General features: G+C 65.8%; 22 protein-coding genes, 1 rRNA gene and 1 other RNA gene. 15 read left to right on the forward strand and 9 right to left on the reverse strand.

The window, feature by feature from the left end; genetic code table 11:
- A 16S ribosomal RNA gene (locus NNX38_RS00005) occupies positions 1-107 on the reverse strand; the annotation flags it as partial.
- A 599-nt stretch (positions 108-706) separates the two neighbouring features.
- Positions 707-1459 carry a glucosamine-6-phosphate deaminase gene (locus NNX38_RS00010; protein ID WP_255796144.1) on the reverse strand — a complete coding sequence of 251 codons (753 nt, stop codon included), beginning with the start codon at positions 1457-1459 and terminating at the stop codon, positions 707-709.
- Positions 1460-1740: 281 nt separating this feature from the next.
- Here NNX38_RS00010 and ffs point away from each other — a divergent pair.
- The 4 genes from ffs to NNX38_RS00030 all read left to right on the forward strand — a co-directional run bounded on the left by ffs (position 1741) and on the right by NNX38_RS00030 (position 7224).
- Positions 1741-1836: signal recognition particle sRNA small type (ffs, locus tag NNX38_RS00015), an RNA gene on the forward strand.
- A 78-nt stretch (positions 1837-1914) separates the two neighbouring features.
- Positions 1915-5028 carry a DNA polymerase III subunit gamma and tau gene (locus NNX38_RS00020; protein WP_255796147.1) on the forward strand — a complete coding sequence of 1038 codons (3114 nt, stop codon included), beginning with the start codon at positions 1915-1917 and terminating at the stop codon, positions 5026-5028.
- Between the two features lie 102 nt (positions 5029-5130).
- Complete coding sequence (recR, locus tag NNX38_RS00025) at positions 5131-5727, forward strand: recombination mediator RecR (RefSeq protein ID WP_255796148.1); 597 nt, start codon at positions 5131-5133, stop codon at positions 5725-5727.
- 210 nt (positions 5728-5937) lie between these two features.
- Complete coding sequence (locus tag NNX38_RS00030; protein WP_255796150.1) at positions 5938-7224, forward strand: aspartate kinase; 1287 nt, start codon at positions 5938-5940, stop codon at positions 7222-7224.
- Positions 7225-7298: 74 nt separating this feature from the next.
- On the opposite strand, the gene NNX38_RS00035 is transcribed toward NNX38_RS00030, so the two are convergent.
- Positions 7299-7514, reverse strand: coding sequence for a hypothetical protein (locus NNX38_RS00035; RefSeq protein WP_229951489.1), 216 nt, complete (start codon positions 7512-7514; stop codon positions 7299-7301).
- 121 nt (positions 7515-7635) lie between these two features.
- On the opposite strand from NNX38_RS00035, the gene NNX38_RS00040 reads away from it, so the two are divergent.
- The 3 genes from NNX38_RS00040 to NNX38_RS00050 are packed head-to-tail and all read left to right on the forward strand — an operon-like array spanning position 7636 to position 9705.
- Entirely contained in the window at positions 7636-8619 is a 984-nt protein-coding gene (locus NNX38_RS00040; protein WP_370646341.1) for a 3-methyladenine DNA glycosylase, read from the forward strand.
- On the forward strand, positions 8562-9086 hold the full coding sequence (locus tag NNX38_RS00045; RefSeq protein WP_255796151.1) for an SRPBCC domain-containing protein: 525 nt from the start codon (positions 8562-8564) through the stop codon (positions 9084-9086). Before NNX38_RS00040 ends, NNX38_RS00045 begins: the two co-directional genes overlap by 58 nt.
- A 46-nt stretch (positions 9087-9132) precedes the next feature.
- Positions 9133-9705, forward strand: a complete 573-nt coding sequence (locus tag NNX38_RS00050; protein ID WP_255796152.1) for a hypothetical protein — start codon at positions 9133-9135, stop codon at positions 9703-9705.
- On the opposite strand, the gene NNX38_RS00055 is transcribed toward NNX38_RS00050, so the two are convergent.
- Positions 9706-9936, reverse strand: coding sequence for a hypothetical protein (locus NNX38_RS00055; protein ID WP_255796153.1), 231 nt, complete (start codon positions 9934-9936; stop codon positions 9706-9708). It lies immediately after the preceding gene.
- Entirely contained in the window at positions 9929-10435 is a 507-nt protein-coding gene (locus NNX38_RS00060) for a DUF4442 domain-containing protein (RefSeq protein WP_255796154.1), read from the reverse strand. Before NNX38_RS00060 ends, NNX38_RS00055 begins: the two co-directional genes overlap by 8 nt.
- A 141-nt stretch (positions 10436-10576) precedes the next feature.
- On the opposite strand from NNX38_RS00060, the gene NNX38_RS00065 reads away from it, so the two are divergent.
- From NNX38_RS00065 to NNX38_RS00090, 6 genes are all read left to right on the forward strand, one after another.
- The gene (locus NNX38_RS00065) at positions 10577-10804 is read left to right on the forward strand and encodes a hypothetical protein (RefSeq protein WP_229951483.1); all 228 of its coding nucleotides are present in this window, start codon (positions 10577-10579) and stop codon (positions 10802-10804) included.
- Between the two features lie 123 nt (positions 10805-10927).
- Positions 10928-11182, forward strand: coding sequence for a phosphoribosylformylglycinamidine synthase subunit PurS (purS, locus tag NNX38_RS00070; protein ID WP_227920839.1), 255 nt, complete (start codon positions 10928-10930; stop codon positions 11180-11182).
- On the forward strand, positions 11182-11961 hold the full coding sequence (purQ, locus tag NNX38_RS00075; protein ID WP_370646355.1) for a phosphoribosylformylglycinamidine synthase subunit PurQ: 780 nt from the start codon (positions 11182-11184) through the stop codon (positions 11959-11961). Before purS ends, purQ begins: the two co-directional genes overlap by 1 nt.
- The gene (purL, locus tag NNX38_RS00080) at positions 11958-14267 is read left to right on the forward strand and encodes a phosphoribosylformylglycinamidine synthase subunit PurL (protein ID WP_255796157.1); all 2310 of its coding nucleotides are present in this window, start codon (positions 11958-11960) and stop codon (positions 14265-14267) included. The genes purQ and purL overlap by 4 nt, the downstream gene beginning before the upstream one ends.
- 58 nt (positions 14268-14325) lie before the next feature.
- Positions 14326-14715 carry a hypothetical protein gene (locus NNX38_RS00085; RefSeq protein WP_255796158.1) on the forward strand — a complete coding sequence of 130 codons (390 nt, stop codon included), beginning with the start codon at positions 14326-14328 and terminating at the stop codon, positions 14713-14715.
- A gap of 65 nt (positions 14716-14780) precedes the next feature.
- Positions 14781-15314, forward strand: a complete 534-nt coding sequence (locus NNX38_RS00090) for a GNAT family N-acetyltransferase (protein WP_255796159.1) — start codon at positions 14781-14783, stop codon at positions 15312-15314.
- On the opposite strand, the gene NNX38_RS00095 is transcribed toward NNX38_RS00090, so the two are convergent.
- Both NNX38_RS00095 and NNX38_RS00100 read right to left on the reverse strand, forming a co-directional pair.
- On the reverse strand, positions 15290-15865 hold the full coding sequence (locus tag NNX38_RS00095) for a DUF1990 family protein (protein WP_255796160.1): 576 nt from the start codon (positions 15863-15865) through the stop codon (positions 15290-15292). The two genes, NNX38_RS00090 and NNX38_RS00095, sit on opposite strands and share 25 nt — an antisense overlap.
- Entirely contained in the window at positions 15862-16248 is a 387-nt protein-coding gene (locus NNX38_RS00100; RefSeq protein WP_255796162.1) for an MmcQ/YjbR family DNA-binding protein, read from the reverse strand. The genes NNX38_RS00095 and NNX38_RS00100 overlap by 4 nt, the downstream gene beginning before the upstream one ends.
- 118 nt (positions 16249-16366) lie before the next feature.
- Here NNX38_RS00100 and NNX38_RS00105 point away from each other — a divergent pair, with 118 nt between their 5' ends.
- Positions 16367-17200, forward strand: a complete 834-nt coding sequence (locus NNX38_RS00105) for a DUF1206 domain-containing protein (RefSeq protein WP_255796163.1) — start codon at positions 16367-16369, stop codon at positions 17198-17200.
- Here NNX38_RS00105 and NNX38_RS00110 read toward each other — a convergent pair.
- Both NNX38_RS00110 and NNX38_RS00115 read right to left on the reverse strand, forming a co-directional pair.
- Positions 17197-17616, reverse strand: a complete 420-nt coding sequence (locus tag NNX38_RS00110) for a CoA-binding protein (RefSeq protein ID WP_255796164.1) — start codon at positions 17614-17616, stop codon at positions 17197-17199. The genes NNX38_RS00105 and NNX38_RS00110 overlap by 4 nt on opposite strands.
- Positions 17617-17657: 41 nt before the next feature.
- Positions 17658-18275: an alpha/beta fold hydrolase gene (locus NNX38_RS00115; protein ID WP_255796166.1), complete on the reverse strand. Its 618-nt coding sequence runs from the start codon at positions 18273-18275 to the stop codon at positions 17658-17660.
- A 409-nt stretch (positions 18276-18684) separates the two neighbouring features.
- On the opposite strand from NNX38_RS00115, the gene NNX38_RS00120 reads away from it, so the two are divergent.
- Entirely contained in the window at positions 18685-19506 is an 822-nt protein-coding gene (locus tag NNX38_RS00120; RefSeq protein WP_255796168.1) for an ABC transporter ATP-binding protein, read from the forward strand.
- Positions 19507-19572: the final 66 nt, after the last annotated feature.

Raw genomic sequence — 19572 nt, forward strand, 5'->3', positions numbered from 1 at the left:
CGTTCGCCACTAATCATTCTGTGCAAGCACAGAAGTCATCGTTCGACTTGCATGTGTTAAGCACGCCGCCAGCGTTCATCCTGAGCCAGGATCAAACTCTCCGTAAATGTGTTACAGACACAGCACCGAAGCCAAGGAAAATTGGCTGCAGGCACTGCACTAAATTCGAAACCGGCTAAAAAAACCGTCCCTTACCCACGGGGTGGGCGGAACGGCCTGTTCAACCAATCAAAATAAATTGGTATCAATAAACTTGGCACACTATTGAGTTCTCAAACAACAGACGCAATCCGAAAATACTCGGGAAAACAATTTTTTCCTTTTCTTCTTCGCTGCAATGTTTTATATCTTATTCCATTCCGGCGTTATTTGCAATTCGCGGTTTCCCTTGTCGGGACCCCGTGAAAAGCGTTTTCCGCCGTTCCGGACCCAGCATCGAACGGAGTCTTTCCCACCGGCCCTGCAAAGGGCGCGCACTGGTTGGACTCTGTTTTTTGTTGGGGTTTGGCCGCCATGCTCGGGCGCTTTTCCAGCGTCCCGGCCGCGGCGACTTAGAAAACTTTACACAGATTTACCCTCCGCAGCAAATCGGATTCGGGGTGACTCCCGACACGCATTCTGCGCCCCGATTCCGGCGTCGTTTTTGCTGAGCCGAGGGCGCAGCGTCGAACAACTGCGCGGCGCCGATTTCAGCAGCACCCCCGAACTATACGGGCGGCAACAGGGCTTCTTCGAGCCCCTGAAGCCCGGAGGCAGCCGCCTCATCCGAGATAACAGTGACCCGCGGATGCAGCTGGAGGATGGAGGCCGGGCAATCAACACCCACCGGCCCGGTCAGCGCCCGCTTCAGGATTCCTGACTTTTCCCCGCCCCGGACCAATAGCAGCAGGTGCTTGGCACGCCGGATGGTCCCCAGCCCCTGGGTAATACAGAACTGCGGAACCTCCCCTATAGAAGGGAAGAAGCGGGCGTTGGCCCTCCGCGTGGTTTCGGACAGACGCTGCACGCGGGTACGGGAGTCCAAGGATGAGCCCGGCTCATTGAAGGCCAAATGGCCGTTATGCCCGATTCCCAGCAGCTGAAGGTCCACTCCCCCGGCACTTTCCAGCCGGCGCTCGAATGCTTCGGCTGCTTCCGCGGGGTCCTCCGCACTACCGTCCGGTACGGCCACACAATCCGGGTCCAATCCAAGCGGGCGCGTGACCTCCCGGTCTATGACGGCGGCATAGGACTGTTTGCTGCCGGCCGGCAGTCCAACATACTCATCCAGGGCAAACGCCCGTAGGCGGGACAGATCCAGTTCATGCTCCGCCAGCGCCCGGTACACCGGCAGGGGCGAGGACCCCGTGGCCAGCCCGAGTACGGCATCCGGGCGGTCGCGAACCAGCACCTCTATAAAGGAGGCGCCAAGCGCGCCCAGCCCGGCGGCGTCGGGCACTGTATATAGGGCGAGACTCAACGCGGCACCCTGGGAAAATCGCCGGCCAGATAGCGGGCGGGAAACAGTGCGGAACTCGGGGAGCGCTCCGGCGCCCGGTACGGCAACACGGGACGGGCTGGGATGAGTGTCCGGGCGGCAGCCATAACCTGCGTAGCTGGGGAACGGCGCTTCTGCATGCTGCACTCCTGATCCGGCGGGTTTTCCAGTATGGCTCCGCAGCTGGAAGATGGCTCCGCGTCCCGGAAATCCACCCGGAATCCGCCGCGAGTCGAGGCCCGGAATTTTCGGGTAGACTGGTTCCCGGCCCCTCATGTGGTGTCATCCTGTGAACTCCCCCAGGACCGGAAGGTAGCAAGGGTAAGCGGGCTCTGGCAGGTGCATGGGGGGTCTTTAATTTTTTTGAGGAAGTGGAGTTTCCACCGTGCCTGCCGCCGGAGGAAAAACCGTCAGTGCCAACCGATAGGCTTCTATCTGTGAGTACAGCCCTTTACCGCCGCTACCGTCCCGAGAGTTTCGCAGACGTGATCGGCCAGGAGCACGTCACGGAGCCGCTGATGGCGGCCCTGCAAAAGAACCGCGTGAACCACGCGTACCTCTTCTCCGGCCCGCGCGGCTGCGGCAAAACCACCTCTGCGCGCATCCTTGCCCGCTGCCTGAACTGCGCCGAGGGGCCCACCCCGGTCCCCTGCGGCAAGTGCGACAGCTGCGTTGAGCTGGCCCGCAACGGTTCCGGCAGTCTCGACGTCATCGAAATTGACGCAGCCAGCCACGGCGGCGTCGACGACGCCCGCGACCTCCGGGAGCGCGCCACCTTCGCCCCGGTCCGGGACCGCTACAAGATCTTCATTATCGACGAGGCCCACATGGTCACGTCCGCCGGCTTCAACGCCCTGCTGAAGATCGTGGAAGAGCCGCCGGAACACATCAAGTTCATCTTCGCCACCACGGAGCCGGACAAGGTTATTGGAACCATCCGGTCCCGCACGCACCACTACCCCTTCCGCCTCGTTCCGCCGGAGCCGCTGCTGGCTTATCTCGAGAAGCTCTGCGCGCAGGAGAACGTAGCGGTCGCCCCGGGCGTCCTCTCCCTGGTCATCCGCGCCGGCGGCGGGTCCGTGCGTGACACCCTTTCCGTCCTTGACCAGCTCATGGCCGGTGCCGGTCCCGACGGCCTGGACTACGAACTGGCCGTCTCGCTGCTGGGTTACACCCCCGTGTCACTGCTCGACGACGTCGTCGACGCAGTTGCCGCCGCAGACGCAGCTACCGTGTTCCGCGCCGTGGACCGTGTCATTCAGACCGGCCAGGATCCCCGCCGGTTCGTCGAAGACCTGCTGGAACGCTTCCGGGACCTGATTATTGTCAACGCCATGCCGGACAGCGCATCCACTGTGCTCCGCGGCATGCCGGAAGACCAGATCAACCGGATGCAGACCCAGGCCACGCAGCTGGGCAGCAGTGAACTGTCCCGCGCCGCAGACATCACCAACACTGCCTTGACCGAGATGACCGGTGCCACGTCACCGCGGCTGCACCTCGAACTGCTTTGCGCCCGCATCCTGCTTCCGGCCGCAGACCAGGCCGAACGCGGGACGGCCGCCCGCGTGGACCGTCTGGAGCGCCGGCTCAGCTATGCAGGCGATCCCACCGAGGCAATGGGCCGCGCCGCAGCTGCAGCGTCTCCGGTGAACACCATTCCCGCGGCCGCGCCCACGGCTTCGCAGGCCGGTACTTCCGCGCCTGCAGTGGACGAAGCTCCGTCATCTCCGCGCGGAATCGACTTTGCGGCAACACCCGCCCCTGATGCAGCAGCGGCAGCCCCTGCCGCGCCGGCAGCCTCCAGCCAGGACAACAAGCCTGCCGGAAGTTCCCTGGACTGGGGCGGCACGTGGTCCACCCCGGCGCAGACACCTTCTGCGGATGCCCCTTCCGCTTCAAGCTCAGCGCCCGCAGCGGGATCCAACGGTTCCCGCCCTGCCGCCATCAGACCGTCCCAGCCGGCGCCGTCGCAGCAGGCACCGTCCCAGCCGGTGTCCCAGCCGATGCCGGCACAGCCGTCGCAGCAGGCACCGACTCAGCCTGCGCAGCCTCAGCAGCGGCAGGCTCCGGCCGGCGGCCCCGGTTCGGCTCCCGCCGGCGGAAGCGGCCAGATCGAAATGATCCGCCGTGCCTGGCCGGAGATCATGGATGCCCTGACCAGCATCCGCCGTGCCACCTGGCTGAACGTCAGCAAGAACTCCAGCCCGCGCGCCTTTGACGGCAAGGTACTTGAACTTGCCTTCACCAACCCCGGCGCTGCCACCAACTTCAACCGCCCCGACCATTTGGAGAACCTGCGCAAGGCGATCCATCAGGTCCTGGCGCTGGACTGCCAGATCAATCCGATCCATGACAGCTCGGCGTCAGCGGGTGAGTCGGGCCCAAAAGCCGATAGCCGGCAAGCGCCGGCATCCGCACCGGCCGCCAAGGCACCGGTAGTTCAGGCGCAGCCAGCCCAGGCGCAACCGGCTCCGGCACAGCCAGCTCAAGGGCCGGTGCCGGATGGGCGAAGCGCCGGGTCCGCCGCGGCTTCGGCCACCGGGACCACCAAGGTGGCGGGACCGGCTTCCAAGGCCCCGGATTCGCGTGCAGCCTCGGCGTCAGCCTCAGCGTCAGTCCCGGCGACTGCTTCCACACCGGAGCCGGCGAAGCCAGCTAACCGGGAAGTTCCGTCACCGCAGGTGCAGGCCGTTGCAGCGCCGGTCGCAGCACCCGCGTCCGTTGCCCCGGCCGAAACGGTTTCCCCCAACGAAGCGGCGGCACCGGGCGCACGGGTGCCCGGACCGGCAGTCGGCGCACCGGTTAACGCGGCTGCGGTTGCCCTCCGGCGCCGCGCAGGCAGCTCCAACGGCGGCAGCTCCAACGGCAGCGGAACGAAAACTACAGGCCCACGAACCGCAGGGCGGCCCGGCAGGAATAGCCCGTCGGATGAGCCCTGGCCGGACGAGCCCAGCGACCCGTTCAACGATGCGCCGGAAAGCAACGCCTGGGAAACCGCAGAGGCCCCTGTGGACGTGTATTCCGGCGGACACCTTTCGGACTCCGAGTGGGCAAGCACTGACTGGGCCGGCACCGGGTCCACCACGCGTCCGGCAGGCGGAAACTCCGCGCCGGACACCCGGAACGGCAGCAGTCAGGCAGCACCGTCCGTACCCGCAGGCGGCCCCCGTGCAGGGGTGCCGGCGTCGGCCGCACCCGCCGGCTTGACCTCACGGCCCGGAACCACAACCACGCCGGGTCAAGATCGGGACGCAGCGGCAACAAACGTCCGGACATCCGTTCCGCCGACGACGACGGCCCCCGCGGCCCCCGCCGGCGGTGCTCCCAACCAGCCGCTGAGCCGCTATCAGAAGCTCCTCAATGAAGCTGCCCAGCGCGGCGGCGGATCCCCCGTCAGGGGGAGCCGCCCAGTAGACTCGACCTACGTCGAAGATGTTCCCAGCGCGGATGACATCACGCTTGAGGATTCCGGTCTGGTGGGGCGTAAGGCGATCGAACGGATTCTGGGCGGACGCCTGATCGAGGAACGCAGCCTGGACGGCCGCTGACCTGCGCTGGCTCCCACCCGGCATGCCAGATCCGGGCCGCATCATGCGGAAACCCGGTAACACCCAGCTATAAACGCAGTTCAACCCAGCAGAGAAGGTTACGTGTACGAAGGTGCCGTTCAGGAACTCATCGATGAACTAGGCCGTCTTCCCGGCGTCGGGCCCAAGTCCGCCCAGCGCATCGCGTTCCACATCCTCGAATCCGATCCCGATGACATGAAGAAGCTGGCCACCGCCATTGTCACGGTCAAGGACCGGGTGAAGTTCTGCAGTGTCTGCGGCAACGTCACGGAGCAGGAAACCTGCAGCATCTGCAGGGACCCGCGGCGGGACCCGACCATGATCTGCGTGGTCGAAGAGTCCAAGGACGTGATTGCGGTGGAGCGTACGCGGTCCTTCCGCGGCCGCTACCACGTGCTGGGCGGCGCCATTAATCCGATTGCCGGCATCGGTCCGGACCAGCTGCGCATCCGGGAGCTGCTCAGCCGGCTGTCGGATGAGCAGATCTCCGAAATCATCATCGCCACCGACCCGAACCTCGAGGGTGAAGCCACCGCCACCTATCTAGTGCGGATGCTCAAGACCCTGGGTATCAAGGTCACGCGCCTGGCCTCCGGCCTGCCCGTGGGCGGAGACCTCGAATATGCGGACGAGATCACCCTGGGCCGCGCCTTTGAAGGCCGTCGGAGCATGTCCTAAGCTCGGGGTTCCCCAAGGCGCGGCGCCGTCCACGACTCGCCTGTGGCAGCAGGTTACGTGTAGGTATTTCGGGTCTTCCCGACGGCGGCGATAGACTTTCTGGACCGACGAAAGCCGCTAGTACCGCCCGCTTTCCGAGGAGAAGAGTTCGAAGCCGCGTCGAAGATGCCGGGCGCCAGCACCCACAACGAAACTTGAGAAAGTGTACGCATGAGCCTGATAGTGCAGAAATTCGGCGGTTCCTCAGTCGCGGACGCCGAAGGCATCAAGCGCGTAGCCAAGCGCGTGGTGGATACCCATGCCGCCGGAAACGAAGTGGTTGTCGTGGTCTCCGCCATGGGTGACAGCACCGACGAACTGCTGGATCTGGCCGGCCAGATCACCACGCTGAACAACGCCCGTGAAATGGACATGCTGCTCAGCGCCGGGGAGCGCATCTCTATGGCACTGCTGGCCATGGCCATCAACCAGCTCGGCGGCTCCGCGCAGTCCTTCACCGGCAGCCAGGCCGGCATGATCACCGATGCGATCCACGGCAAGGCCCGGATCATCGATGTGTCCCCGCACCGCATCAAGACCGCCATCGAGCGGGGCGACATCGCCATCGTTGCCGGTTTCCAGGGCGTCAGCCAGGACAGCCACGACATCACAACCCTTGGCCGGGGCGGTTCGGACACCACGGCGGTGGCTCTGGCCGCGGCTCTCGAGGCCGACGTCTGCGAGATCTACACCGACGTCGACGGCGTGTACACCGCCGATCCGCGGGTGGTTTCGAGCGCCCAGAAGATCGAGAAGATTTCCAGCGAGGAAATGCTCGAATTGGCGGCTTCCGGCGCCAAGATCCTCCACCTGCGCTGCGTGGAATACGCCCGCCGCTTCGGCGTTCCCCTGCACGTCCGCTCATCCTTCAGCTCGCACGAGGGAACCTGGGTGCTGCCCAGCCCCGATGACAAAATCAAGATTCAAGAGGGAGAACCCTTGGAACAGCCCATCATCTCCGGCGTCGCCCATGACCGTTCCGAAGCCAAGGTAACCGTGGTGGGTGTTCCGGACATCCCCGGCAAGGCCGCGGAGATCTTCGGCATCGTGGCGGGCGCCAACTCCAACATCGACATGATCGTGCAGAACGTTTCCACGCAGGGTTCGGGCCGGACAGACATCTCCTTCACGCTGCCCATCATCGACGGCAAGGAAGCCATCGACGCGCTGAACGCCGCGAAGGCCGAAGTCGGCTTCGACTCCATCGACTACGACGAGCAGATCGGCAAGCTCTCCCTCATCGGCGCCGGCATGCGGTCCAACCCGGGTGTCTCGCACCGCTTCTTCGAGGCCCTGCACCATGCCGGGGTGAACATCGACATGATCTCCACCTCCGAGATCCGCATCTCCGTGGTCACCAGCGCCAAGCTGCTGGACAGCGCAGTACGCGCGGTCCATGCGGCGTTCGGGCTCGACGGCGACAGCGAGGCCACTGTGTACGGCGGCACCGGGCGCTAGGGCAGCTTAGGAAAAAATCGGGCAGTAAAAAGGCCGGCACCCACACGGTGCCGGCCTCTACGCGTATCGGGAGCCTATTCGGGCTTGCGCGAGACGATGTAGCTGCTGCCGTCAGCCCGGGTCACGGTTTCCCACATCGCCTTCTCCTGCGCCTGCTGCGCCTTGAGCAGGGCCTGGTTCTCCTCCGTCATCGGATGGTCCAACGACCCCTGCTGCGCGGGTCCGAAGATCAGCCGCACCTTGCCCGTGGTCCGCATGAACCGGGTTACAAAGCTTTCCTTCTCAACCATGCTGCACCTTTCCGACGGGCATTCCGCTCCTATCGTACTAACGATCGGAGCGGTATTTTCCGTCAACCAAGCCCTGCCTGAACCAGCGGATGACGGGCGTACCGCGTGGCGCGATAATGGAATGGTGATTGCTTCCGCCCACCCCACCGTCCTCAGCGAGGACCAATGGCTGCCGCGGCAGTCTGCGCACGAAGAACGCGTCCGGCCCTTCACCGAAGGATTCCTCGCACGGCGCTCGGCCGGGCGGAAGCACCCGGTGGAGGACTTCCTCTTCACCTACTACTCCCAGAAACCCGGCCAGCTGCTGCGCTGGCACCCGGGCGCCGGCGTCGTTCTCACCGGTCCGTCCGCACTCGAACGCACCGGGTGGAAGTTCTACCGGACGCTGACGGAAACGGAACGGGACGCCGAGGGGATCGACGCCGAAACACCCGCCGTCACTGTGGATACCGAGGGGTTCGCCGCGGTGCGCGGGGACGCCCTCGGATTCACCACCATGCTGCTGTCCCGCACGGCCGCGCGGAGGCCGGTACTGGGATGCTTCGGCATGCACGAGTGGGCCATGGCCTATAAGTCGGAGGACAACGGCATCCGGCACGATTACCTGCAGCTGCGGCTGGGTGCCGACGGGACGGATGAACTGGTGGAGCGCAGCCGGATCCGCTGCACCCACTTCGATGCCTTCCGGTTCTACACACCGGAAGCAGTGCCCCTGAACGAGCTCACACCCACCCGCGAGAACCAGCGGGACCTGGAACAGCCCGGCTGCCTGCACGCCAACATGGACCTGTACAAATGGGCCTACAAACTGGTGCCGCTGCTTCCCAGCGAGGTGGTTATGGACGCCTTCGAACTGTCCTGGCGCATCCGCGAAATGGATATGTGTGCCTCACCCTATGACCTGGCCGACTGGGGTTACACCCCGATTGCGGTGGAAACTCCGGCCGGTCGGGCGCAGTACGCAGCCGCACAACGCGGCTTCGCCGAGGAATCGCAGCAGTTGCGGGCTCGCATCCTGGGCCTGCTGGAACCCTTTGGAGGACAGCTGTGCAGCCAGAACCGACCGGCCGGGTTATCCGCACCGGAACCGAGTCCTACGACCTGATTCTTCGCCGCGGCTTTCCCGAACCGGCTGCGGCCGTGTGGCCCAGCTTCACCAACCCCGACCAGACGGCCCAGTGGTTCGGCCGCTGGGAAGGGAGCCCCGTCAGGGGAGGCACCGTCGATCTGCAGCTGCTCTTCGAAGAGGGCCTGCCCTGGAGCAGGGTCCGGATAGCGGAGTGTGTCTCCCCGGAACTTCTGCGCCTGCTGGTCGAGGATGAATACGGCGGCTGGGACCTGGAGATCCGCCTCCGGAACGAACCGGCCGGCACCGCACTGGATTTTATCCACCATTTGGAGGATCCGCAGGCCGTTTCCAGCATCGGGCCGGGCTGGGAATACTATCTGGATCACTTGATGGCTGCCCGAAGCGGCGGACCGGCGCCGGACTTCAAGGACTACTTCCCAAGCCAGGAAGCCTACTTCGCGGCGCAGGCAGAGGCTGCCGCTGATTCGCCCGACCCTGCTTGACAGAGTTGGCTAGGCTGGTGGCTCCGCTACCGATGGAGGCCGTACAGTGCGCAACATTCGAGGAACCGCGTTAGTCCCCATGCTGCTGTGCACCGCCCTTCTGTTGGCAGCCTGCGGGGGCGGTTCCGGCCGTTCTCCGGAGTCCCCGGAATCGACCGACTCCCCCAATGAGCCAACGACGGCGCCGACCTCGCCCGTCGGTTCGCCTAGACCGATCGGCTCCCCGACCCCCCTTCCCGGGACCGGCGGGACCGGCGGCACCGGCGGCACCACCGCGGAGGCACCGGTTTCGCTGACCGTCGAGTTCAGTGCGGACGGGACGACGCCGAGCAGCACCTGGACGCTGCAGTGCGACGGCGCCGAGCCGCGGGAAGGCTCGACCGTACCGGATCCTGCCGGGGCCTGTGCCGTGCTCGCCGACCAGGGGGCAGCCGCCCTCGCGGAGCCGGCGGCGGGCTTGATGTGTACCCAGGAGATCCGCGGAATGCAGCGTGCACACGTCACCGGCATGGTTAACGGCGAGGCCGTGGACACAACCTTCTCGCTGACGGACGGCTGCCAGATTTCGCGCTGGGAACGGCTTACCGCCCTGCTGGGACCTGCGGACGGTTCCCTCTAGCTACCGGCGCACGCTTTCCCGCCGGGCTAGGATCACCAAAGTGCAGATTGGCCCCAGCACGGGGAATATCAGGCAGAAGAGAAGCAGCCCAAACCGCTCCCCGGCAGTGACTGCGCTCGAGCGGGCCAGGCGGATGATGGCCCACACCAGTAAAAGCAGCAGCGCTGCAGCAATGCCGGAAACCAGGACTGTGTCGACCGCCGGGATGCTCGGGTTGGCATCGTCATCCATGGGCCGCCGCCGTTCCGCTGGGCTCCGGCACGCCGGGCCGTTCCCGTTTGCGCCGCACATGAACCTGCTTGCGTATCCGGGCCACCACGTCGCCGCTGCTGTCGGTCACGTCCACCGAGAACCATTCGAGGACCTTCTCCCCGCCCGCGGCCAGCTTGCGCAGGCGTTCGACGTCGGCCGGATCCAGGACAAACTCGGCCCGCACCTCGCCCTTTCCCGGCTTCAGGAACTCAATCTCCGCTGCACGGTCCCAGACAACGTGGTCACGGCCGAGGTGGTGGAGCAGCATCATCATCCAGAACGGGTCCGTCATGGCGAACAGTGAGCCGCCGAAATGCACGCCGGCCACGTTCTTGTTCCACCAGTAGGACCGCAGCCGCACGGAGACACCCAGATATTCAGGGTCCAGTCGGGTGATCCGAATGCCGGTAAAGGCAAAGGGCGGCCACACGTTCATTAGCCGGCGGACGGTGGCGGGGCTTGCTTGTAGGAGTCTCACGGCCCCCACTCTAACCGGAAGGTAATCCACGCCACAGGAAGACCTGCGATAGCTAACCCGGCATGGATGGCCTATTATTGAATAAGCATGCTTAGTATTTTTCCGGACAACGGAGTGCCGGACCCGACTGAAAGCGTAGAAATGTCCATAGAAGCAAAGGACCAATACCTCTGGGCACGCGGGCTCCTGGAGTCCGATGACGCGGAATACATGCATTGCGGCGAACCCATGCAGCCCCGGGACAGCCGGCAACGCTCCATCTTCGAACCGATCACCGTGGAGTCCATGCCGGAGGAACCGGTGGATGTTCAGCTGGAAACCACTGTGCTCCGCTGCGCCTGCGGCTTCCAGTTGGAGATTCCGGCCTAGGTCCGGCCAGTCACCGTAACGCAGGTAACGCCGGTAGAATGGCAAGTGCAAGCTCGCGGAGCGCTGAATCAGCGTGAGACGGCAAGGTCCGCGGCCACCCATCTCGTCTAGAGGAGCTGCCGGATGCCCCGGATCGTTGTTGATGTTATGCCCAAGCCTGAAATCCTCGATCCGCAGGGCAAGGCCATTGCAGGCGCGCTGCCCCGCCTGGGACTGACCGGCTTCGCCGGCGTCCGCCAGGGCAAGCGCTTCGAGCTCACCGTTGACGGAGACGTCACCCCCGAAATCCTGGAGCAGGCCCGCACCGCCGCCGCGACGCTGCTGTCCAATCCCGTGATCGAAGACGTCACCCGCGTTGAAGTAATCCCGGAGGCCTGATCTTGAGTACTCCCCTGATCGGCGACTTTTCCGTCGCCCCCGAAAACGACGCGCTCCGCGCCGTCCGGGTAGGTATCATCACCTTCCCCGGCACCCTGGATGACCGCGACGCCGCCCGCGCCGTGACCATCGCCGGCGGCACCGCCGTCGGGCTCTGGCATGCCGAAGCGAATCTGCAGTCCGTGGACGCGGTGATCATCCCCGGAGGGTTCTCCTACGGGGACTACCTGCGCGCCGGGGCCATTGCCCGCTTCGCACCGCTCATGGAAAAGGTAGTGGACGCCGCCGCCGGCGGCATGCCCGTGCTGGGCATCTGCAACGGCTTCCAGATCCTCACCGAGGCGCGCCTTTTGCCCGGGTCCATGATCAAAAATAACCACCTGAAATTCTCCTGCGCGGACCAACTGCTGCGCGTGGAAAACAACAGCACCGCCTGGACCAGCGCCTACGAACCCGGTGCCGGAATGGTCGTTCCGCTGAAGAACCAGGACGGGCAGTACGTCGCGGACGAGAAAACGCTGGACGAACTGGAGGGCGAAGGCCGGGTGGTCTTCCGCTACGAGGGTGAGAACCCCAACGGGTCCCGCCGCGGCATCGCCGGCATTTCCAACGCTGCAGGAAACGTCGTCGGGTTGATGCCCCACCCTGAACACGCCGTCGAACCCGGCTTCGGCCCGGATTCCTCCGCCTACGGCGAGGTCGGCCTGGGCTACGGCACCGACGGGCTGCGCATCTTCAGCTCTGTACTCAACTCGCTCGTTGCCGGAGGCAAGTCATGACCGTTTCCCCCAGTGCTGCCGCTGAGCAGAAGAAGTTCCGCATCGACACCGTTGTGCACGCCGCTGCCACCCCGGACACGGAGCTGCCCTGGGCCGAGCTCGGCCTGAAGGAAGACGAGTTCAACCGGGTCGTGGAGATCCTGGGCCGCCGCCCCACCGCGGCGGAACTGGCGATGTACTCGGTGATGTGGTCCGAGCACTGCTCCTACAAGTCCTCCAAGGTGCATTTGAAGCAGTTCGGGGACAAGGTCACCGACAAAATGAAGGAACACCTGCTGGTGGGGATCGGCGAGAACGCCGGCGTGGTGGACATCGGTGAGGGCTGGGCCGTGACCTTCAAGGTCGAATCCCACAACCACCCGTCCTTCGTGGAGCCCTACCAGGGTGCCGCCACCGGCGTCGGCGGCATTGTCCGCGACATCATCTCCATGGGTGCCCGCCCGGTGGCCGTGATGGATCCGCTGCGCTTCGGCGCCATCGACCACCCGGACACCGCCCGCCTGGTGCACGGCATCGTGTCCGGCATCGGCGGCTACGGCAACTCCCTGGGGCTGCCCAACATCGGCGGGGAACTGGTCTTCGACTCCGTGTACCAGGGCAACCCGCTGGTCAACGCCCTGGCCGTGGGCGTAATGCGCCACGAGGACATCCGGCTGGCCAACGCCTCCGGCGCCGGCAACAAGGTGGTGCTCTTCGGCGCCCGCACCGGCGGCGACGGCATCGGCGGCGCCTCCGTGCTGGCCTCCGAATCCTTCGACGCGGACAAGCCCTCCAAGCGCCCCGCCGTCCAGGTGGGCGATCCCTTCGCGGAGAAGGTGCTCATCGAGTGCTGCCTGGAACTGTTCAAGTCCTCCGTGGTGGAGGGCATCCAGGACCTGGGCGCGGCCGGTATTTCCTGCGCGACGTCGGAACTCGCCTCCAACGGCGACGGCGGCATGCACGTGGAGCTGACGAACGTGCTGCTGCGCGACCCCACCCTGACGCCCGGCGAGATCCTGATGTCCGAGTCACAGGAACGCATGATGGCCGTGGTGACCCCGGAGAACGTGGAAGCGTTCGAGGCGATCATGGACAAGTGGAACGTGGAGTACTCCTGGCTCGGCGAAGTCACCGGCACCGGCCGGCTGATCATCGACTGGGATGGCGAAACCATTGTCGACGTCGATCCGCGCACAGTGGCGCACGAGGGTCCGGTGTACCAGCGGCCCATGGCGCGTCCGGCCGCGCAGGACAGCATCGAAGCCAACTCCTTCAACGCTGAACGGCCCTTCGGCAGCGCCGCAGTCAAGGACGCCATCCTGGAGCTGATGGCCTCGCCGAACATGTGCGACAAGTCCTGGGTCACCAACCAGTACGACCGCTATGTGCAGGGCAACACCGCCCTGGCCATGCCGGATGACGCCGGTGTGGTCCGCGTGGATGAAACCACCGGCCTGGGCGTCGCCATTTCCACCGATGCCAACGGCCGCTACTCCTACCTCAATCCGTACGAGGGCGCGAAGCTGGCCCTGGCCGAGTCCTACCGCAACGTGTCCACCGCCGGCGCAAAGCCGTTGGCGGTCACCGACTGCCTGAACTTCGGTTCCCCGGAGGACCCGGAGGTCATGTGGCAGTTCGCCGAGTCCGTGCGCGGGCTGGCCGACGGCTGCCGCGAACTCGGCGTGCCTGTCACCGGCGGCAACGTTTCGCTCTACAACCAGACCGGCGGCGTCGCCATCCATCCCACCCCCGTGGTGGGCGTGCTGGGCGTGTTCGACGACGTCGCCCGCCGTACGCCGTCGGGCTGGCGGCAGGACGGCCAGGCCATTTACCTGATGGGCACCACGCAGGACGAGCTGGACGGCTCCGAATACGCGAACCTGCGCGGCCATCTGGGCGGGCAGCCGCCCAAGGTGGACCTGCAGGCGGAGAAGCTGCTCGGGGAACTGCTGGTCAACGCCTCCCGCGACGGCATGATCGACGCCGCGCATGACCTCTCCGAGGGCGGCCTCGCCGCCGCGCTGTCCGAAATGGCCCTGCGCTTCGGCGTCGGTGCGCGGATCGGCCTTGGCGAAGTCTGCGAACGCGACGGAGTGGACCTGTTCACCCTGCTGTTCTCCGAGTCCCAGGCCCGCGCCGTCGTCGCGGTGGCCCGCAGCGAGGAAGTCCGGTTCAAGGACATGTGCTCGGCGCGCGGTTTCGCTCATGCCCGGATCGGCGTGGTGGACACCGAGATCGGCGCCCTGGACTTCCAGAGCAACTTCACCCTGCCCCTCGATGAGTTGAAGGCGGCTCACGAAGGCACCCTGCCGAAGCACTTCGGCTAAGCCGGCAGCACCAGCACGGGCCCGCGGACTCCGCCGGGCCCGTGTAGGCTCCTCAGGCATGGACAAGATCAACCGAACGCAGCAGGTCCGCCAGGTTGGCGGAGTACTAAGTCTGGCGGCGGGCGCCGTCCCACTGATTTTGAACCTGCCGTATTTGTTCAGCGGGGATGACCGGCTGACGGCCGGTCTCACCGTTGCGGCCGGGCTGCTGGCAGCAGGCATCGGGGTGTGGTTGCTGGCGGGGGCCCGCAGCCGGGGAGCGGAACAAGTGCTGACTGCGGACCGGGGACGGGTGAAGTTCATGGGGGCGATCGCGGTACTGTGCGCAGTAATGCTCATCATTTCGCTGCTGCTGCTCCAGCAGCCCACGACGTCCACCGGGCTATTCGGACTCCTTCTGGCGAACTCGTTCCGGATGCTCTTCGTACCTGTTGGGCGCCAAACCTAGTAGTGCCCTCCGGGTCCGGGTGAGCCGAATGAAGCAAAACCCGAAAGTACGTGCAAAATTAGCTCGTGAGCATAATCCCCGAGAACCTGGCCGCGGAGGCCGGCATTCCCACGCAGCGCCTGTCGCTGGACCTGATGACCGTGGCCGAAGTGGACGCCCTCATCATCCAGACGCGACGCCCGGACTGGGCGGAGGACTTCCCCCAGCCCACCGACTACGACGCCGCCCGCCAGTTCTTCGAGGCCGGATTGCTCGGTCCCGCTGCGTCGTTCGGCACGCGCCTGATCCGGGAACTTTCGACCGCGCTGGTGGTGGGAACCATCGGCTTTGCCGGCGTCCCCGATGAGGGCACGGTGGAAGTCAGCTACAGCGTGGTTCCCTCATGCCAGGGGCAGGGCTACGCCACTGAAGCGTTGGTGGCCCTGGCACGGTTTGCGCTCACCCACCCGGAGGTGGACACCATCATCGCCTACACGGAACCGGGCAATGACGCGTCCCAATCCCTGCTGTTGAGCGCGGGCTTCATGCCGGTGGAGGAAAGCGAACTCACCCTGCAGTTCGCCCTCCGGCGGGATCAGCTCCCGGAGGCCAGCCGGTAGGCTGCGGCGAAATACCGGTTGGTGTAAAACTGCTGGACGCGGGTGTTGACCATGTTGACGGCACCCACCAGCCGGTTGCCCGGGCGGCTGTAGGCAGCAACCCGGAAGTACAGCCGGCCGGCTTCGTCGAGTTCGGCGTAAAAACCTTCTTCACCGCGCTCCGGGTGTCCTGGCAGGGTGCCGTAGCCAAACCCGCTGCGCTGTCCGCGGACCGGCGCGCCGTCGTCGTCCAGCGCCGCTTCAGCAGCCCAGATCACGCGGCAGGGAGCGTAGTAGCGCACCCGCCAGACCCCCACGCCCGATGCCATGTCCACACCCGGGGCGGCGCGCGGCGTGCCGGGTGCCACATACAGCCCCGCCCGGCGGTGCAGGTCCCAGTCCAGCAGCCCGTTGGCGAGGCGGAGAAACCCGGCCTGCGGATCGGCCACTTCCAGTTCTGCCTTGCGCAGCACCAGCCGGTAACCCGCGGGCCAGCGGTCCGTCATGGGTGCCGGATAGGGCCGCTCGGTTAGCCCCTGCTCAGCGTAGGTGAAACCGGTGTTGTGCCTCATCCCTCCGCCAGGCCCTTCCAAGCGAGTGATTCCCGGTCCTTTCGCGGCAGCGAGGCCACCACCAGGTCATAGGAGTCCTCGACCAGGTCCCGGATCATGTCCCGCGGCAGGCCGGAGGCAACTTCCACCTGATTCCAGTGCGTCTTGTTCATGTGCCAGGCGCCGGTGATTTCCGGATGGGCGGCGCGTAGCTGAAGCGCCAGCTCCGGTTCGCACTTCAGGCTGATCATCAGGGGCTCACCGGCAAGCTCCGTCAGAGCGAACATCTTCGCTTTGCCAGCGGCGGCCCGCACCTTGAACACCGAGGACTCCGGCCCGAAGGGGAAGTCTTCGAACGCCCCGGGCAGGGACAGGCACAACCGCCTAAGCTCACCCGCATCCATGGGAAAAGCCTAGCGCTGCCGTCCGCGCAACGGCACTGCACAGCCCATGGGTGACAGGATGGGAGGAACAGGTAGATTACTGCGGGTGAGCCGGCAGCAGAGCGAAGGATAAAACGGTTTGAAGCAGATCAACCGCAGTAGCGGCCCCGTCAGCCAGGCTGCGGAGCGCGCCGCCGGTTCCAGGACCTTCGAGCGGTTCGCCCGGGTGGGCTATGTGGCAAGCGGGATAGTGCACATCGTCATTGGCCTGATCGCCTTGCAGATCAACGCCGGAGGGTCCGGCAATGCGGACACCAGCGGTGCCGTAGCTGCTGTGGCCGAACAGCCCGCCGGGTACGCGCTGGTCTGGTTCTGCTTCCTCGGCTGCTACGCCCTGGCACTATTCCAGCTCACCCGCATCTTCTTTGCCGGACAGCAGCTGAAGGACAAGGAGCTGTGGAAGGACCGGGCCAGCAACGCCGGGCAGGTTCTCGTTTACGGGGCCATCGGAACCGTTTTCGCTTCGTTTGCCCTGGGCCGCGGAAGCAATAACGGCAGCTCTTCCTCGGTCAGCTGGACCGCCCGCCTGCTGGCGGTACCAGCGGGCCAATGGATTCTTGGACTCACCGGGCTGGTGGTGGTGGGAATCGGCGGCTACTTCATTTTCAAGGGAGCCACCCGCCGCTTCCGCCGGAACCTCACCGGCATCCCCGGCGGACTCTGGGCAAAGGCCGTGGACATCACCGGCGTGGCCGGCTTCATCGCCAAGGGAGTGTCGCTTGGCATCCTGGGGGGGCTGCTCACCCTGGCCGCCGTGCAGGCGGACCCGGAGGAGTCCACCGGTCTCGACGGCGCGCTGCATACGCTGCGGGACCAGCCCTTCGGCGTGGTGGCGCTGGCCGCGGTGGGGGTCGGGCTGATGCTCTACGGGCTGTACATGGGGATCATCCGCGCTCGGTTCGCCAAACTCTAGAGCCCGAGGCGCGGTGCTTCGATGACCGGGCAGGCGTCCATCACGACGTCGAGCCCTGCCGCCGCCGCACGCGCGGCTGCCGCTTCGTCCACCACGCCGAGCTGCATCCAGACCGCCTTGGCGCCCACTTCGATGGCCTGGTCCACAATGTCGCCCACCCGGGCGGAATTCACGAAGCAATCCACTACGTCGATGCTTCCCGGGATTTCACTCAGCCGGCGGTATCCCTTGTTGCCGTGCACGTCATCGCCCTTCAGGCTCACCGGGATGATCTCCATGCCCAGCTGGTCCTGGACAAAGCGTGAGACGCCGACGGCGGGGCGGAGCGGGTTATTGGACAAGCCCACGATCGCCCACCGGGCCCCCTTGTTCCGGAGCAGCCGTTCGATTGCCGCTGGGTCGTTAGCGTGTGCCACAGTTTCTTCCTTTGCCCCGGAGCCGGTGATAGGCATCCAGCTTAGGCCAGGAAAGACTCGATGGCGTCGGTCAGGGCCGCATCAGGAATACCGCGGGTATCCGATTCCACCAGCAGGAACTCCCCGGAGTCCAAGGCCTCGGCGGTTTGCCGCGCCAGGTCCTGGGTATCGTCGCCGCTACTGCTGCCGGCCATAACGAGAACGGGGATGCTGACGCCGCTGAGGCCCTCGATCTCGGTCTGCAGGACCATCAGTTCGTCCTCCCCGTCAGCGAGGGACAGGGTTGGTTCCAGCGCGACCACCCGGCTGACCACCGTGGATTCCTCCGCGGCCCTCAGCGCCAGGAACGCGCCTTCATCAAAGCCGTAAAGGTCAGTTGATCCCCCGGCTACCTGAAGGACGGCGAGCAGGTCATCGACGTCCGACTCCGCCGTGTATTCCTCGCCCATGCCGCTTTCACCGATGCCCCGGCGGTCATAGGTGTAGACCGTATGGTTTTTCGAGAGGGCATCCGCCAGGACCACCGTCGCGGGACTGCTGCGGTGCGCCAGCAGGGGTCCGACGATCGCCAGCGGAGGGCCGCTGCCCCGCCGGGACCACGCAATGGGCGTTCCATCGGCGGACATCACGATTCCGGAGGCACCCGAAGCTGATTCCATGGCCGGCTCCTGCTGGTTGGGGGAAGGAAAACGCCGGGTGGCTGGTCGCTGATACGCCAACCGCACCCTTCTCCAAAATTAGGAGCCGACGGCGCGCGAGGTCAATGCCCGCAGGCGGCAGGTGCATCGAAGTGCCGCAGACGATGGACCGGCGACGCGGCGTCGAACATTTCTTTATGTGAACGCGGGCAACCTGCCGGGACTTGTCGGATCCGCCGATCCGGCGTTTAGTAGTGCTTGACCATCCCGAGCGGCTGAGAGACCTGGATCGATGAAGCCGCAGCAACCCTGGTTGCCGCATTTCCTCCTTGAACTGCGGCAATAACGAGGCTGGTGTCGCAGGAAGCCGTTATCCCGGCTCAGGACACCTTCCGTAGGGTGCTACTGCCAGGATCGATGGAGTGTTTCTATGACTGCAGTACTGCCCTCTTCCACGTCCTCCCCCGCCTCCGGCACAGGACCCGGTGCGGCCCTGCCGGTAAAGTTCGCCGGGCTCGGCCGCAGCTTCGGCTCCGGACCGAACGAACATGTAGTCCTTCGGGACATCACTTTCGAGGTCCGGCCCGGCGAGGTGCTGGCCATCCTGGGCCCGAGCGGCTGCGGCAAGTCCACCCTGCTGCGGGCCGCCGCCGGCCTGGACCTGCCCACTGACGGCAGCATCCTGATCGACGGCAAGTCCGTCAGCGGGATAGACGACCGCTGCGCCGTCGCCTTCCAGGAACCGCGGCTGCTGCCGTGGCAGACGCTGCAGGCCAATATTGCGATCGGTCTGCCCAAGTCCGCGAGCGCCAGCCGGGGGAAGGCCAAGGTTGCCGAGCTCCTGGACCTGGTGGGACTGTCCGCCTTCGCCAAGCACCGGCCGCGGGCGGTGTCCGGGGGCATGGCCCAGCGGACCTCCCTGGCCCGGGCGCTGGCCCGGGAACCCGGCGTCCTGCTCCTGGATGAACCCTTTGGTGCCCTCGACGCACTGACCCGGCTGAAGATGCAGGACCTGCTGCTCGCCCTGCACCGGGCAGCGCCCGCCACGGTACTGTTGGTGACCCACGACGTGGATGAAGCCCTGCAGCTGGCGGACCGCATCATTGTCCTCGGCAGCCAGGACGGCGCCCCCGGTGCCACCATCACCGAGGTTGTCACCGTTCCCGGCGCCCGGCCCCGTGACCGGGCCTCGGCGGAACTGGCCCGAATGCGCGGCGAGCTCCTCGCCCTTCTCGGCGTCGAGCGCCACTAGACCCCCATCCCCACCCGGGAGCTCTCCCGGCCCGCTCCTGCCCCTTTCCGGGGCGGAGCTATCCCG

The organism is Arthrobacter sp. zg-Y238, from assembly GCF_024385525.1.
Classification (GTDB): Bacteria; Actinomycetota; Actinomycetes; order Actinomycetales; family Micrococcaceae; genus Arthrobacter_B; species Arthrobacter_B jinronghuae.